Annotated in this window: 13 protein-coding genes; 4 read left to right on the top strand and 9 right to left on the bottom strand. The window is 41.8% G+C overall.

Features of this window, described 5'->3' with window-relative positions:
* The first annotated feature begins 1 nt into the window (after window position 1).
* Window positions 2–1,066 carry a sensor histidine kinase gene (locus tag LFUMFP_RS08045; RefSeq protein WP_025083359.1) on the top strand — a complete coding sequence of 355 codons (1,065 nt, stop codon included), beginning with the start codon at window positions 2–4 and terminating at the stop codon, window positions 1,064–1,066.
* 63 nt (window positions 1,067–1,129) lie between these two features.
* Here the strand turns inward: LFUMFP_RS08045 and LFUMFP_RS08050 are convergent, their stop codons facing one another.
* The 8 genes from LFUMFP_RS08050 to LFUMFP_RS08085 form a co-directional block, all read right to left on the bottom strand.
* Window positions 1,130–2,401 carry a PTS sugar transporter subunit IIC gene (locus LFUMFP_RS08050; protein WP_106483414.1) on the bottom strand — a complete coding sequence of 424 codons (1,272 nt, stop codon included), beginning with the start codon at window positions 2,399–2,401 and terminating at the stop codon, window positions 1,130–1,132.
* Between the two features lie 255 nt (window positions 2,402–2,656).
* Window positions 2,657–3,235 (bottom strand): anaerobic ribonucleoside-triphosphate reductase activating protein, encoded by a 579-nt coding sequence (gene nrdG / locus LFUMFP_RS08055; RefSeq protein ID WP_106483415.1) that lies wholly within the window; start codon window positions 3,233–3,235, stop codon window positions 2,657–2,659.
* Window positions 3,236–3,294: 59 nt separating this feature from the next.
* Window positions 3,295–5,511 (bottom strand): anaerobic ribonucleoside-triphosphate reductase, encoded by a 2,217-nt coding sequence (gene nrdD, locus LFUMFP_RS08060; RefSeq protein WP_106483416.1) that lies wholly within the window; start codon window positions 5,509–5,511, stop codon window positions 3,295–3,297.
* A 194-nt stretch (window positions 5,512–5,705) separates the two neighbouring features.
* On the bottom strand, window positions 5,706–7,799 hold the full coding sequence (locus LFUMFP_RS08065; protein ID WP_106483417.1) for a heavy metal translocating P-type ATPase: 2,094 nt from the start codon (window positions 7,797–7,799) through the stop codon (window positions 5,706–5,708).
* A gap of 12 nt (window positions 7,800–7,811) precedes the next feature.
* Window positions 7,812–8,237 (bottom strand): CopY/TcrY family copper transport repressor, encoded by a 426-nt coding sequence (locus LFUMFP_RS08070; protein WP_025083362.1) that lies wholly within the window; start codon window positions 8,235–8,237, stop codon window positions 7,812–7,814.
* A 133-nt stretch (window positions 8,238–8,370) separates the two neighbouring features.
* On the bottom strand, window positions 8,371–10,095 hold the full coding sequence (gene ptsP, locus LFUMFP_RS08075) for a phosphoenolpyruvate--protein phosphotransferase (RefSeq protein WP_106483418.1): 1,725 nt from the start codon (window positions 10,093–10,095) through the stop codon (window positions 8,371–8,373).
* Window positions 10,095–10,361, bottom strand: coding sequence for a phosphocarrier protein HPr (locus LFUMFP_RS08080; protein WP_004265632.1), 267 nt, complete (start codon window positions 10,359–10,361; stop codon window positions 10,095–10,097). The genes ptsP and LFUMFP_RS08080 overlap by 1 nt, the downstream gene beginning before the upstream one ends.
* Window positions 10,362–10,504: 143 nt before the next feature.
* On the bottom strand, window positions 10,505–10,696 hold the full coding sequence (locus tag LFUMFP_RS08085) for a protein YkzS (RefSeq protein ID WP_106483419.1): 192 nt from the start codon (window positions 10,694–10,696) through the stop codon (window positions 10,505–10,507).
* Between the two features lie 231 nt (window positions 10,697–10,927).
* Here LFUMFP_RS08085 and LFUMFP_RS08090 point away from each other — a divergent pair, with 231 nt between their 5' ends.
* The 3 genes from LFUMFP_RS08090 (at window position 10,928) to LFUMFP_RS08100 (ending at window position 14,938) form a co-directional block, all read left to right on the top strand.
* On the top strand, window positions 10,928–13,120 hold the full coding sequence (locus LFUMFP_RS08090) for an ATP-dependent Clp protease ATP-binding subunit (RefSeq protein WP_106483603.1): 2,193 nt from the start codon (window positions 10,928–10,930) through the stop codon (window positions 13,118–13,120).
* 122 nt (window positions 13,121–13,242) lie between these two features.
* The gene (locus LFUMFP_RS08095) at window positions 13,243–13,542 is read left to right on the top strand and encodes a DUF1827 family protein (RefSeq protein WP_025083364.1); all 300 of its coding nucleotides are present in this window, start codon (window positions 13,243–13,245) and stop codon (window positions 13,540–13,542) included.
* A 313-nt stretch (window positions 13,543–13,855) separates the two neighbouring features.
* Window positions 13,856–14,938, top strand: a complete 1,083-nt coding sequence (locus tag LFUMFP_RS08100; RefSeq protein WP_106483420.1) for a MucBP domain-containing protein — start codon at window positions 13,856–13,858, stop codon at window positions 14,936–14,938.
* 566 nt (window positions 14,939–15,504) lie between these two features.
* Here the strand turns inward: LFUMFP_RS08100 and LFUMFP_RS08105 are convergent.
* On the bottom strand, window positions 15,505–17,082 hold the full coding sequence (locus tag LFUMFP_RS08105; protein WP_025083366.1) for a peptide chain release factor 3: 1,578 nt from the start codon (window positions 17,080–17,082) through the stop codon (window positions 15,505–15,507).
* Window positions 17,083–17,091: the final 9 nt, after the last annotated feature.

The raw sequence follows: 17,091 nt of genomic DNA on the forward strand, positions 1-17,091 counted from the left end.
CATGACCTTAAAAAAATTTATTCGCGACCATTTGTTCCATATCGTCTTTTTCTTTGGCGGCATGTTCGTGCTCGACGTCGTTTTATGGCTTGATCCGAGTATGCGTTTTGCTAAATCAACGTTACTTTATCTCGATTTCTTACTGACGATTTTCTTTTGCGCCTTTATCATCGGTCTTTATCTCTACCACCTTAAATGGTACCGCGCAATTCAGATTCGGATGCACGCCCAAGAAGATGGTCTCAATTGGCCGTTAACTGGCGCAACTTCCGCTGAAAAGCAGTTCATCCAAGACTACGTCAATCAACTCCTCGATTATCATCAACAAAGTATCGAACGCTTGATTCACACGCAACAAGACCAAAAAGCCTTCATCGATAGCTGGGTCCACGAAATTAAAGTGCCCTTAGCCGCCACGCAATTACTCGTCGATTCCGTTGAAATGCAAATTCCCGACGAAAAATTCAATCAACTGACCGAAGAACTCGTTCGCATCGAACATTACGTTGAACAAGTGCTCTACTATTCCCGACTGGATAGTTTTTCAAAGGATTATCTGGTTCAAGAAACCGCACTAAAACCCGTTATCAATCAAGTCATTCGCCAGAACAGTCACTATTTCATTCAGAAAAAGCTCCATTTTGAATTAACCGGAGATCAACAAACCGTGTTGACGGACGCTAAATGGCTGAGCTTCATTCTGAATCAAATTATCTCCAATGCGATTAAATATACCCCGGATGACGGGCAAATCAAGATTAGTCTCCACCACGATGCGCTCGGTGTTTGGCTAGATATCCACGATTCCGGGATTGGCATCCCGGCCGCCGATCTACCCCGAATTTTTGATAAAGGTTTTACTGGTCAAAACGGACGCTTATCAAATCGCAATTCAACCGGATTAGGCTTGTACCTCGCCAAGGAACTCAGTTTAAAACTCGGGCATGAACTCTATGTTGAATCAACGGTTGACACCGGCACCACTTTTAAAATTCTGTTTCCCTTTCTAAGTTATTATAATGATCCGGACAGTGACCAACTATTTGGTAAAAATACAAAGTCCTAAAAAAACAGCGCCTAACTCCTTTCGGAATTAGACGCTGCTTTTTCGTGTTGTGGCAATGTTACTTTAAGCTTCTTCTTTTAATGACATTGAAGTCGCAATTTTAACAAATGGAATGTAGATTAAGGTTGAAACGAGTAAGTTGACGGCGGCTAAAACCCCACCTTGCCAGCTGACCGTTGCAATCACACCGCCGATAATTGGTGGTGTCACCCAAGGTGGCATAACCGTTGCAGCCGGCACCATTCCAGATTTAGTGGCAAAGTAGGCGATTGAAACAATCACCATTGGTGTCAAAATATATGGAATGAATAAAATTGGATTTAAGACGATTGGCAAACCAAATGTCAATGGTTCGTTAATGTTGAAAATCCCAGGTGCTGCACTCAAGTTACCGACGATTGAGTATTGTTTGTTCTTACGACCGACTAACCAAATCGCAAAGATTAGACCAAGTGTTGCCCCAGTCCCACCTAAGTTAACAAATGAATCGAAAAAAGGTTTGTTAACGATGTAAGGTGCTGCTTTACCAGCTTTGATAGCAGCAATGTTGGCTGTAATCGCTGGTGCATTAATTGTTTGCATAAATGGTTCGATCATGTTGGCACCATGTAATCCGAAGAACCAGAGGAATGGTGTAATGAAGGCTAATAATAATGCTGAAGGATAGCTGTTAGCAAGCCCTTGGAATGGTTCTTGAACGGCTTTATAGAATGACGTCACAATATTTTCAACGCCAAAGCCTAATAGAATTGTTGCGAATAATGAGAAGACAGCGATTGTAATCATTGAAGGCAATAAAGCCGCGAATGATTGTGCAACTGCTGGCGGTACCCCATCTGGCATCTTGATGACCAAATGTTTGTTACCCAATAAACGACGTAGCATTTCAGTTGAGATCATCGCAACGATTAACGCTACGAACAAGCCCATTGAATCCATGCCAGCTAAACCACCAACGGCGAAGAACGACGCAAGTGAAGTGACACCAGCTGCCAATGGGTTGATCTTGTAAGACTTACCCAAATTATAAGCAACTAAGAATACGATGAAGACTGATAAGATGGCGAACGTGCCGCTCCACGCGTTACCACCAAACTTCGTCCAAATGTAAGCTTTGTCTGCACCGGTACCTGTTGTCTTTGAAAAAAGACCGTTCATAAAATTGGTATATGCCGGTATTGGTAGATTATTAAGCAACGTTGCAAACGCGCCTAAAATCATTAGTGGCATCGTTGTGACGAAAGCGTCACGGATGGCGATTAAATGTCGCTGATTACCTACCTTAGCGGCAATTGGCAAGAAGCGTTTCTCCATGAAACTGATAAATGAATCCATTAAACATCACTCCCTATCTTATCTATTTAAAGATAAATGATTGCTATTACACTTACTATCATACCGAGCCCGGAAAGCGCTGTCAAACATAAAACCCTCGTGTTAAGGGATTACACTTTTTTTCACAATCCAACCAAAAAAGCGTCAATCTCCGACTAACGGGGATTGACGCTACTTTATATATCGCTATGGTATATACCAATATATTTTCTATGAAAATAAATTTTTTTATTATTTATCCTTTGCAAATCGTTTTCAACGGACTAATTTATCCCAAATGACGACTTCGCCACTTGCCAATGATTTTTGCACATCGATAATCCGTTGATTTTTACTGCCTCTAAATTGCAAGGTTAAATCCATTTGATCCTGCATAAACCGACCATCGACTAAAATATCGATTTTAGATAACAGTTCTAATTTGTCATCCGAGTCCAACATCAATTCATCCCAAGTATAACCAGTCCATGACCAGACATCTTTGGTCTGCCCGAAATTGGTCCGAATTCGATTCACTAATGATAAGCAAGTCTCCGTATTTAAAAAGGGTTCACCGCCGAGTAAGGTCAGGCCTTGGACATAAGATTGACCTAAATCAGTCATAATCTGATCCTCGAGCTCGGTCGTGTAAGCTTTGCCGTATTTAAAATTCTGCGCAATCCGGTTATAACACCCGGGACAAGCAAATAAACAGCCACTGACGTATAAACTACAACGCACCCCTTCACCATCGACGAAATTAAAGGGTTTGTAGTCGGCAACGTAATTCTGACTTAATTCAGCTGAAAGCCATTCTTGTGGTTCGGGATTTTTGGGTCCTCGTTTAACAGTCATTTTCTAAAACACCTCTCCAATCAGAAAAATCGCCATTACGGCGATTTCCCTGAATTTTTTTATTGTCTAGCAAAATCGTTATTATCGTTACCAACCGTGATATGCATGTGTTTCACACGACTGGCAATTTCTTTATGCCGACCGTGAACCATTGGCCGTTGTTGTGGATTACCTAAGTAACCACAAGTCCGTTTAACCACGTCACACGTTGCTGGATCCGTATTACCACATTGTGGGCATTGGAAACCCCGTTCAGTTGGTTTAAAATCGCCTTTAAAGCCACATTTGAAACATTGATCAATTGGCGTGTTCGTCCCTAAATAACCGACCCGATCATACGCATAATCCCAAACCGCTTCTAACGCTTTTGGATTTTGACGTAAATTAGGGTATTCGCAATAATGGATAAAACCACCTGAACAATATTTAGGATAATCTTTCTCGAAATCTAATTTTTCAAACGGTGTTGGTGCCTTACGGACATCGTAATGGAAACTATTGGTGTAGTATTCCTTATCCGTAATGTTTTCAACAATCCCGAATTTTTGCGTATCTTTTTGACAGAACGTATTCGTTAGACTTTCAGCCGGTGTGCTATAAACTGAGAAATGGTAACCGTATTCCGTTGACCAGTCCACACAATGGTTATATAAGTCTTTGACCACTTTTAGTGTAAAGTCTTTGGCAGTTGCATCCTTTTCCCAATTGGCGCCAAAGAAGGCCGCGCCGACTTCGTAGAGGCCGATATAGCCAAGAGAAACTGTGGCGCGTGAATTTTTGAAGACTTCATCAACACTGTCGGTTTTCTTTAAACGTTTGCCGAATGCGCCATATTGATACAGAATCGGTGCGTTTTCGGGTTTTGCTTCTTTGGCACGTTCAACCTTGAAGACCAAGGATTCTTTACAAACTTGTAGACGTTGTTCTAGGATTTCCCAGAACTTAGCTTGATCACCAGCCGCTTCAAGGGCGATCCGCGGTAGATTAACCGTCACAACGCCCAAGTTCATCCGACCACTATTGACCTCTTCATTTTGTTCATTTTTCCAACCTTGTAAGAAACTCCGACAACCCATAGGTGCTTTAAATGAGCCTGTCAGTTCAATTAGCTTGTCATACATGAGAACGTCCGGATACATCCGTTTCGTCGCACAGTCGACCGCTAGTTGCTTAATATCGTAATTAGGATCAGTTGGGTTTAAGTTTAAACCTCGTTTGATTGAAAAAACTAACTTAGGAAAGATTGCCGTCCGTTTTTCTTGGCCTAAACCACCAATTCGAATTTGCAAGATGGCTTTTTGAATGGCCCGTTCGATCCAGTTGCTGCCTAACCCAAAACCAAGGGTTGTGAAAGGCGTTTGTCCTTGTGATGAATAAAGGGTATTAATTTCATATTCAAGGGCTTGCATGGCATCATAAATGTCTTTTTCAGTTTTAGCTTGTGCGTAATCATGTTGCTTGTCTGCACCTTCGACCCATTGTTTGGCGTCGATCATGTGTTTATCATAATTTTTTTGAGCAAATGGGGCTAATAATTCATCAACCCGATCGGCAGAACAACCACCGTATTGGCTTGAAGCAACGTTCGCAATAATTTGTGACATTTGCGCCGTTGCGGTTTGAATGGAATGTGGTGGTTCAACTTCAGCATTGCCAATCTTGAAACCATGGTTTAACATTTCGTTAAAATCAATTAAACAGCAGTTGGTCATTGGGCTGTATGGTTGATAATCCAAATCGTGCCAATGAATTTCGCCTTTCAAATGCGCATTAGCCACCTTAGAAGGTAACATCTTCAAGCCCATCGCTTTAGCGACCGTGCCCGCTGTTAAATCGCGTTGTGTATTGAACACTTGACTATCTTTATTGGCGTTTTCGTTCACCACAGTTTGATCTTTTTTCAATAATTTTTGAATGGTGAAATTAATATCGGTCGCTTTATTTCGTGAAAAATCGCGTTGTGTCCGATAATTGATATATTCTTGGGCAAAATCATATTGATGATGTTCTAATAAAGTGTGTTCAACGATATTTTGAATTTCATAAATCTTGATATCTTTATCAAAGCGATTTTTAATTTCAGCAACCACATCGTTAGCGACTGAATTCAAGATTTGATAATCTAACGGTTCAAGTTCCTTTTTGACGTTCTTGGCCGCCTTAATAATGGCTTGTTCAATCTTCTCAGCTGAAAAAGGTAAGATTCGGCCATCCCGTTTGATCACTTTAATCGCTAAAATATTGTTTGCATCTGACATTTCACGCATTTCTAACATCAACAATTTCCCCTTTTAAAAAATTACTATCCCCATCATAGCGAAATAAAAAAAGACAATCAACTATATGTGGTGTATTTTCCAAATAAAAAGGTGGACAACAACTATCTGTTGTATCCACCTAATTGTGTGCAATTTTTTCTTTTGCCCGTCGTTGTCCCGTTCTAATCAGACAGTCCTAAAAAAGAATTGACTTATTTCGTTTTCGTGATTTTTAAAGTCATCGCATTAACCGCCACAACGACTGTCGAGAGTGACATTAAAACAGCCCCCACTGCAGGACTTAAAATTAAACCAATACCGGCGAATAAACCAGCGGCCAATGGGATTGCGACGATGTTATAACCCGCTCCCCACCAAAGGTTTTGTTTCATCTTACGATTGGTGACCCGCGCCAAGTTCAAGAAATTAATGATATCGTGTGGATTACTCTTAACGAGTACAACATCCGCTGAATCAACCGCGACGTCAGTGCCCGCACCGATTGCAATGCCAATATCGGCCCGCGTCAGACTCGGTGCATCGTTGACCCCATCACCAACCATCATGACAACTTGCCCTTTTGCTTGGTAATCTTGAATAATTCGTTCTTTATCTTCCGGTTTTAAATTAGCCTGGAAGTCGATGCCACCAAGTTGTTCAGCTACCTTAGCGGCCACTTGCTGGTTATCGCCAGTCAACATCACCGGCTGAATGCGACGCTTTTTCAAGGCTTGGATAAAAGTAACGGCCTCCGGTTTCAATTGATCTCCTTGGGCGACTAATCCTAAAACCGTTTGATTCTGGAGCAAATAGCTGACCGAATTCCCCATTTGAGCTAATGCATCAAATTGTGATTGGTCAAAAGCGATTTTTTGTTGCAGTAAATAAGTCGCCGTTACAATTTGGTAACTTTGCTGATCAATCGTACCCGTTAAACCCACACCTTGAATCGTTTGTACCTCATCGGCCGATAAACTGGTGATTGAATGCGACTGGTTATACGTCATAATACCAGTTGCTAACGGATGACTTGAATGGCTTTCCAAAGCGCCTAAAAGTTGCATCAAGCGTGTTTCATCTAAGTGTTCATCAAAAACTTTAATCGCGTTAATTTTAAAGTCGCCTTGGGTTAAAGTCCCCGTCTTATCCATCAAAATAGTCGTGACCTGATCCGCCGTTTCTAAAGCTTGGCGATTCCGAATCAGTAACCCGTTGGTGGCCGCAATCGATGTACTCCGGGCAACGACCAACGGAATCGCTAACCCTAATGCGTGGGGACAAGCGATAATGAAGACCGTCACCATTCGTTCAAAGGCGGTATTTAAATCAGCCAAGAACAACCAACTGATAAACGCGATGATGCCGACCACTAATGCCGCGTAAAAGAGATAACTTGCGACTTTATCCGCCAAACTGGCGACTTTAGATTGATCCTGTTGAGCCTGTTTAATCAATTTCATGACTTGGGCCAGGTAACCACTCTCACCAGTCCCGGTGATTCGGACGGTTAAGGTGCCATCACCGTTAACCGTCCCGCCAATCACTTGGTCGCCACTGGTTTTAGCAACGGCCTTAGCCTCACCAGTCACCAAGGCTTCGTTGACCTGACTCTCCCCGGCGATGATTAACCCATCAGCCGGCACTTTTTCACCAGCTGGCACCAAGACGGTTTGACCGATTGATAAAGTTTGCAATGGCACCGTTCGTTGTCGCCCATCAGTATCAATAACCAGCGCTTGACCTGGTAAGAGCGCCGCCATCTTCTCTAAAGCACTACCGGCACTCATCACAGCGTTCATTTCAATCCAGTGACCCAATAACATAATCACGATCAAGGTTGCTAATTCCCAGAAGAAATCCATCACGTGCGTCGCTGAATGTCCAAAATGATTGGCCATAAAAGCGTACAAGCTATAGCCATACGAAACGCTAATCCCCATGGCAATCAACGTCATCATTGCTGGTTGACGTTCAGCTAATTCACTTTTCGCCCCCTTCAAAAAAGGCGCACCGCCGTAAAAGAATAAAAAAGTTGCCAGTACTAATACTAGCCAATCAGACCCGGTAAAAGTCATTTGAAATGGGAGTCGAATACCCATCATTGGCGATAAAATAATAATCGGCACCGCGGCAACTAATGATAACCAAAATTTTTGTTTCAAGTTGCCCATATGCATCATTTGGCCACCGTGCATCATCATATCCTCATCGTGCTCTGAATCGTCCATCTGCATATGGTCCATGTTCATGTGATCCATATTCATATGATCCATGTCGTGACCTGTTTCGTGTTCATTCATCTTCATTAAATGTCCCTCCTATTCACAATCACAATTAGCCGGCAAACAATTACAAGCCACTTTAACCGGTGCCGTTTTCAATTTGGTCGCCAACACCGTTTGTAACTGTTCAATATCCGTTTGACTTAAAGTCGTTGTTTCAACTAGATTAGCCAACGTTTGGCCTTTTTTCATTTCACATAGATGGTCAAATAAACCTTGCGTAGCATGATCCATCGCATCGACTTCCGCTACAGTTGCGGTATAGCTAAACCGCCGACCTTCTTTAGTGGCTGTTAAATAACCTTTTTTCACTAACCGACCAATCAACGTTTTGATGGTTGAGTCTTGCCAATCCCGTTTTTGTTGTAAGATATCGATTAAATCACGACTATTAACCGCCCCTAACGACCAAATCACGCGCATGACTTCCCATTCAGAAGCTGTAATTTCATTATCTGGCATTTCATCACTCTCTTTCGTTTACACTTGTAGATTTATTATAAGTTCAGTTTAACCCGTCACCAATAGCTTGTCAATTAATATGACGCCACAAAAAAAGACCCCCTAAAAATAGGCGGTCTTCAAAGTTAAACGATTATAGATTACTCATGTAATCTTCAACTAATTTTTGATTTTCTTCATTACTTGTATTCACGTTGACAGCTGTTTCAACTAAATCAGCTAATTCAGTTGTGTCTAAACGTTTCATCAAGCTCCGAACGCGTAATACTGAAGTAGCACTCATTGAGAATTCATCTAAGCCCATTCCGACAAGGAGTGGTGCCATGATTGAATCTCCGGCTGCTTCACCACACATACCAGTCCACTTGCCTTCTTTATGAGAAGCGTCAATGACGTTCTTCACAAGACGTAAGATTGCTGGATTGTAAGGTTGGTATAAGTATGAAACACGTTCGTTCATCCGATCAGCAGCCATTGTGTATTGAATCAAGTCATTGGTCCCGATACTGAAGAAATCAACTTCTTTAGCAAATTGGTTAGCCAATACGGCACTGGCAGGAATTTCCACCATCATCCCAACTTGTAAATCATCTGAAACGGCTTGACCGTTAGCAATTAATTTTGCTTTTTCTTCTTCGAGAATCCCTTTGGCTTGACGGAATTCAGCAACAGTTGCAATCATTGGGAACATAATCCGCAACTTACCATAGTTAGAGGCACGCAATAAAGCGCGTAACTGCGTTCTAAAGATATCATCACGATCTAAGCTAATCCGAATTGCTCGGTAGCCTAAAAACGGATTCATTTCTTCAGGAAGTGGTAAGTAAGGTAATTTCTTGTCCCCACCAATGTCCATTGTCCGGACAACGACCGGCTTGCCGCTCATACCTTCTAGAACTGCTTTATAGGCTTCAAACTGATCGTCTTCACTAGGCAATTCAGCTGAATCCATATATAAGAATTCTGTACGGTACAAACCAATTGCTTCAGAGCCGTTATCAACAACACCCTCTAAATCTTTAGGTGTGCCAATATTAGCAGCAACTGTAAAGGCTTTGCCATCTTTTGTCACAGATTTTTCGTTCTTTAGTTTTTCCCATTCCGTTTTTTGAGCTGCAAAATCTTTTGCTTTCGCATCGTATTCAGCAACATCGGCTGCGGTTGGATCTAAAACAACCACACCGTTGATACCGTCGACGATTAATTCTTCGCCAGCTTCAACAGCACTTGTGATTGTTTCAGTCCCAACAATCGCTGGGATTTCTAAAGAACGCGCCATAATCGCAGAATGTGATGTCCGTCCACCAATATCAGTCACAAAAGCCTTCACGAATTTACCATTCAATTGGGCTGTGTCACTAGGTGTTAAGTCATGCGCAATCACGATTACTTCTTCATCAATTAATGCTGGGTTAGGGAGTGTTACCCCTAATAGATGACTGAGAACGCGCTTAGTGACATCTTTGATGTCAGCAGCCCGTTCTTGCATGTATGCGTTATCCGTCATAGCCTCAAAAGTGGCCACAAATAAATCTGCGACCTCTTTCAAAGCTTGCTCAGCATTAACCTTGTCATCTTTGATTTTACCTTCAATTGCACCGGTAAATTCAGGGTCTGCTAAAATCATCATATGTGCGTCGAAAACTTGCGCTTCTTCTTCACCTAATGATTCAGCAGCAATCTTCCGAATGATCTTTAAATCATCCGTGGAATCTTGTAAGGCCTTATGCAAACGATTAATCTCTTTTTCTGAATCCGTAATGGTTGATTTCGAAAATGACAAATCGGGTTGCACTAACATGTAGGCTTTCGCAGTTGCGATTCCGTCACTTGCAGCGATCCCTTGAAGTCTTGTCATTATTCAGATAAACCTTCCTTTTTCATTGTTTCTTCGATAGCGTTGATAGCATCAGCTTCGTCAGCACCTTCAGCAGAAATAGTAACGTCTGCACCTTGACCAACACCAAGAGACATAACGCCCATGATTGATTTCAAGTTAACAGATTTACCTTTATATTCTAAGTTTACATCTGAGTTAAATTTGCTTGCTGTTTGTACCAATAATGTAGCTGGACGAGCGTGGATACCTGTGTCTGCTACTACGTGAAAATCGCGTTTTTCCATGTTAATCGATCCCCTTTTATCTATACAGATTTATTTTTTTAACGAAATGGCTGACCCAAATAGTAGCGTCACCCTTTCGATAGTTAAGATTACCATTTTTTGAAAAATACTACAACTGTTTCGCCAACAAAATTAATCATGGTCTAAACGATACCGCTTTCAGACGCTCGATAAATCACCTGCCCATTTCGTTGTGCAAACCCAACAATTTCTTTTCGATGATCATAATTAACCCAGACTTTCTGAAAATCAAGAAACTCGGTTTTCTCAACAATAATCTCATCTTTTTCGTGATTTAGTAGGGCATTCATCTCTGCTAAAAAATCTCTTTGCATACTCACACCTCACATCTTATTATTTTCATTAGTTATTTCCATCATCATTTTCATTCAGATGACACCTAAACCAATTTTTATTGTACTGAAATTAGCGACCTAAATAAAGTTTTTATTTTCAAGTAAGATTACTTGCAACTTTTTTTAGCGATGCTTATAATTCATTTAAAGGTCAAAGATAGTCAAATACACTTTGATCATCAAATTGATAAGAAAGGTCGTGACAGTCTGATGCTTTGTCAAAATTGTCAGCAAAATCCGGCAACGATCCATCTCTATACGAGCACTAATGGCCAACGACATGCCATTAATTTATGTCAAAACTGTTATCAACTCTTAAAACAACAAGACGGCGCTAACCACCCCACCGGTAGTTATGCCGATCCGTTTGGTTTTGGTAACCTCGATGACTTATTTAAAGCCATGGGGGCAACGCCTAATGAACAAGTAACGCCCAATCAAGGGCCTCAAACCCAAGCTGGTGGTCACAACGGTGGCCGCAATGGTCAAAATGGCGAAAGCTTATTGAGTCAATATGGGGTTAACTTAACCAACCTCGCCAAAGGGGGCCAAATCGACCCCGTTATCGGTCGTGATAAAGAAATCGCACGCGTGATTGAAATTCTCAACCGGCGCACTAAAAATAATCCGGTCTTGATTGGTGAAGCCGGCGTGGGTAAAACCGCAGTGGTCGAAGGCCTAGCGCAAAAAATTGCGGATGGCGATGTCCCAACTAAGTTACAAGACCGCCAAGTCATCCGACTAGACGTGGTTTCTTTAGTCCAAGGAACCGGTATTCGTGGTCAATTTGAACAACGGATGCAACAATTAATAACTGAATTGAAACAAAACAAACAATACATTCTCTTCATTGATGAAATTCACGAAATTGTCGGTGCTGGTAACGCTGAAGGTGGTATGGACGCCGGCAACGTTTTGAAACCCGCTTTAGCGCGTGGTGAACTTCAATTAGTGGGTGCAACCACTAATAATGAATACCGCCAAATCGAAAAAGATGCCGCACTCGCCCGTCGTTTGCAACCGGTCGCCGTCAACGAACCGACCGTTGATGAAACCGTTCAAATTCTTAAAGGATTACAGGAAAAGTATGAAAGTTATCATCACGTTCATTATACGGATGAATCCCTGCAAGCCGCAGCAATGCTTTCTAACCGCTACATCCAAGACCGCTTTTTACCCGATAAGGCCATTGATTTATTGGATGAGGCTGGTTCCAAAAAGAATTTAACGATTACTGTCGTGGATCCTAAAGTCTTGGAAGATAAGATTAAAACAGCTGAGGTCGCCAAACAAACGGCGCTCAAAGAAGAAGACTACGAAAAGGCCGCCTTCTATCGCGATCAAGTTAATAAACTGACTAAAATGCGCGACACAGACAGCCCTGATGAATCACAGGAACCGACAATTACTGAAAAAGATATGGAAAAAATTGTTGAAGAAAAGACGCATATCCCCGTTGGTGAATTGAAAGCCCAGGAACAAGCACAACTGAAAAATCTAGCAACAGATTTAGAAAGTCACGTCATTGGTCAAGACTCTGCAGTCGATAAAGTCGCCCGTTCGATTCGCCGTAATCGGATTGGTTTTAATAAGTCTGGTCGCCCAATTGGCTCCTTCCTCTTCGTCGGTCCAACCGGAGTCGGCAAAACCGAATTAGCGAAACAGATTGCTCAAGAACTTTTTGGTAGTCCCGATTCAATGATTCGCTTTGATATGAGTGAATACATGGAGAAATTCAGTGTCTCAAAACTGATTGGTTCACCGCCTGGCTACGTCGGCTATGAAGAAGCAGGTCAATTAACGGAACAAGTTCGGCGTAATCCGTATAGTTTAGTGTTATTAGATGAAATTGAAAAAGCCCATCCAGACGTGATGCACATGTTCCTCCAAATTTTGGATGATGGTCGTTTAACCGATTCACAAGGCCGTACCGTCAGCTTTAAAGATACGATTATTATCATGACTTCCAACGCGGGTCAAACCGATGCCGAAGCCAACGTTGGTTTTGGGGCCGCGGCATCTGGCCAAACCCATTCAATTTTGAATCAACTTCAAAATTACTTTAAACCAGAATTTTTAAACCGCTTTGACGACATCATCGAATTCCAAGCTTTAAGTAAAGAAAGCCTGTTAAAGATTGTGTCGCTCATGATTAACGAAACAAACGGTATGATTGCCGACCAAGGACTCCACATCGACGTCACGGATGCGGTTAAAACGCGCTTAGTCGATCTCGGTTATAATCCCGAAATGGGGGCGCGGCCACTCCGTCGAGTGATTCAAGAACAAATTGAAGACCGAGTTGCCGATTATTATTTAGACCATCCCGATCACAAACAATTGGTCGCACAACTGACGAATGATCACATTCAAATTACAGAAGTGCCAACTGCCACGGTCTAATCTAAATGGTAATTTCTTTAAGAAACGGTTAAAAATACTTCATATTTAATACTAAACACATGCTAAATGAAGCGTTTTCAGCTATACTAAGGTTAAGACTTAAAGATTAAGGAGTGATTTAAATGCGATTAGTTAATATTACAAATTCATATAAACGGCTCGTTGCACAACAATTAGCAACGACTGCAGCAGATTACGTTAAGGTTTATTCTCTTGGTAAAACAACCGTACTTTATACTCGTTCTTCAAAGTCATCCGAAATTCTTATAGAAAATAAGGTGCGCAATGTCCAACAAAATGAAATTGATTTTGTTCTCGAAAAATTAGCGAACCGAACTGCCAGCAGTGACGACTTAACAATTTTGAATGATGGGCAACTCGTTGAAATTACAATTCCAACCCCATCTTTAACGTCAGCATAGCTAGTCAAAACAAGCTGTGACAGAACTCGGTTATCAATTGAGTATCAAGTTGAATAAGGTGGTTATCCCGAACTAAGGGTAACCACCTTATTTGATTTAAACGGAAATTGATGAGTTCTGGCGCGCGTCGAAGAAGAATATTGACCTAATATCAGACTGCTAAGACTTATGTCACGACCTCGTTTTTGTGTGCCATTTTATGACTTATGGTTAACCTACTACATTTATCTCGAATTCCTACTGTTTATCACGTCTTATTTCGTAAAATTATGATAGACTGTTAATAATGAATAACGTTTTACAAGGAGTTCTTATGAATCTAATTAGTTTGCTTCAATCGTTATTTAAAAAACGACCGAAACCGGTCGTTCATCAACAGCCAGTCCAAGCAACTCGGCCAGAACCCACCACCTCATCCGTTGACCAACCCGTTAACGATGATTTTTTTGACGTCCCTGAGCAACCAGCAACACCGATTGCAGTCGCGCCCCAACCTAAAATTTGCCATGCAACAATCCATTATTTAGATGAACATAATCAACCGCTACGCTCCCCCATTAATTTAACCGGGAACGAGCACACTGCGATTCATCTCCCTTGGTTAAAATTTACGGGTTATTATTTAGCCAACATTCATAACTTACAACAAAATTTCGATCAATCGCCGATTACAATCTGGTTAACTTATTTACCTAAAATGGCAGCGCCCGTTTTTGTCATTCATCGTAATCTCGATGGTGGCCCCTTAGTCAAACCACAACTATTACGCGGTGCCCTAAATGAACCTTATCAAGCCAAACCGTTTGACGGCGGCGTCAATTTCGTGCAACACGTTTCCGCTAACCAAACGGGTCATTTTCAAGAAAAAACCCAAACCGTTGTTTTTGAATATGATCCCTTAAATTTAAAATACGCCGACACTAACGACGTCCGCTACATCCAATTATTAGCCAGTACACCGGTTTATGAAAAGCCCAGTCAAGAAACCAAGCTAACGACTCAGTTACCCAAACATTCAATCTGGCGGCTCTTTGGGACCGCCACAACGACGGCCGGCACGTGTTGGTATAACTTAGGTGGGTATTGGATTTTACCGACTGAACATGAATTATTAGCCACCAATCCCTATCTCAAACAAACTTACCAAGTGCCACCACAGTTTAATCTCGATTATCAAACCATTACGGCTGAAGATGTCACGCTCCAAGGCCATATCTTAGGCTCGACTGTCACTTTATGGCAAGCACCTTATATTGGCCCGGTTCGGTGTCAACTGCAAGAACAACGAGCTGTTAATCTGATTCAAGTCGTTATTTTAGATAATCACAGTCGTTGGTATGAACTCAGCAATCATTATTGGATTCTCGCATCATTAGTCACGGTTGATGAGGTTTAAACTCAGCGTATCAAAAACACAAGCTGTGACAGAACTCGGTTATCAACTGAGTATCAATTTGAAAAGTCGCCTATCCCAACAAGGATAGACGACTTTTTGATTTGAACGGAAATTGATGAGTTCTGGCGCGTGTCAAAAAAATAATGTTCGTTTAATATCAGAATACGACTTATGTCACAATCCTTCTTTTTTAGATCATGCTATCTCAAGCAAACCTTTCCGCTTAACTACGAATCGGGTATCATGAGTAAAAAACACTCATAACACCCGATTCTAGGTTAATCCTCAAAGCCTAACCAACTTGAGTCAGCACTTCTATCCTTAACGTGCTCATTCTCACAGCTTCCTGTGCTTAGCGACGTCTGGCAAACAAAGTCCATAACCCAGACTTTATTCACCAGACTAGGCTAATGCTCAGAAGCTCCCGTGAGAATTCGCACTTCTATCTTTAACGTGCTTCTGAACTAGCTTCTTCCGTCTAGCTACAAATCAGGTATCATGACTAAGACCGTCATAATTCCTGATTTTAGGCTATACTCAGAAGCTGACCAGTTCAGCCAGCACTTCTATAGTTTTGCTGTTAATTCTACTTCTGGGTACTTGTCTGCAAACCAGCGTTCTGCAAATTTATTTTCGAATAGGAACAATGGTGCGTCGTTGATGTCTTTGACCAATAGATTACGGGATGATGACATCTTTTCGTCTAATTGATCTGGATTAATCCAACGAGCCGTTCTTGAGCCGATTGGTTCCATGATGACTTCTGAATTATATTCGTGTTGCATCCGGTATTGGAAGACTTCAAATTGTAGTTGACCGACTGCGCCTAAAATATAGTCGCCGGTTGTATAAGTCTTATACAACTGGATGGCGCCTTCTTGAACCAGTTGTTGAATCCCCTTATGGAATGACTTCTGTTTCATAACGTTTTTAGCCGTGACGCGCATAAAGAGTTCTGGTGTAAATTGTGGTAATTTTTCAAATGAGATCGCCTCTTTACCCGCGTAAATGGTATCCCCAATTTGGAAATTCCCCGTATCATACAACCCAACGATATCACCAGCTACGGCACTCGTAACTTGTTCACGCGTATCAGCCATAAATTCGGTTGAATTATTTAAACGCATCTTTTTACCAGTCCGTGTTAGCGTAATATCGATGCCCCGTTGGAATTCGCCGGAACAAATTCGGACAAACGCAATTCGATCCCGATGAGCCGGGTTCATATTGGCTTGAATCTTAAAGATAAAACCTGAAAAATCAGGCGAAGTCGGTGTGATTTCAGTCGCTTCTTGGGTCAGATGCGCTTCTGGTTGAGGGGCCATATCGACAAATGATTCTAAGAAAGTCTTGACCCCAAAATTAGTCAAAGCTGAACCGAAGAAGATTGGTGTTTGGTCCCCAGTCGCAATCTTAGCGGGATCATAAGCATTCCCTGCTTCACCGATTAATTCGATGTCATCAAGCGCTTGGGTGTACACTGAATCTTCTTTTAACGGGTTGTCACCAGCAATGCGACCAGCTTCATCTAATGCTAAATAGGGTTCTTCAACATCTGTAGGCCGGTAAAGTTCAATCCGCTTCTTAGTAATATCGTAAAGACCACGTAAATCTTTACCCATCCCGATTGGCCAGTTCATCGCACAACCTTCGATATCCAATAATTCTTCCAGTTCAGCGATTAAATCGAGGGGTTCGCGACCATCTCGATCTAATTTATTCATGAACGTAAAGATTGGAATCCCACGCATTTTGCAGACCTTAAATAACTTCTTAGTCTGGGGTTCAATCCCTTTAGCAGAATCAATCACCATGACAGCCGCATCAACAGCCATCAACGTCCGATAAGTATCTTCGGAGAAATCTTCATGCCCTGGGGTGTCCAAAATATTAATCCGTTTACCGGCATAGTCGAATTGCATGACAGAACTCGTGACCGAAATCCCACGTTGTTTTTCAATTTCCATCCAATCGGATTTGGCGAACTGACCACTCTTTTTACCTTTAACGGTTCCGGCTTGCCGAATCACGCCCCCGAATAAAAGTAATTGTTCGGTAATCGTTGTTTTCCCGGCATCGGGATGTGAAATAATTGCGAAAGTACGGCGACGTTGCACCGCTGTTGTTAATTCTGTTGGTGTCATTACTGAGTC

Source organism: Latilactobacillus fuchuensis (genome assembly GCF_900258455.1).
Taxonomy (GTDB): Bacteria; Bacillota; Bacilli; order Lactobacillales; family Lactobacillaceae; genus Latilactobacillus; species Latilactobacillus fuchuensis.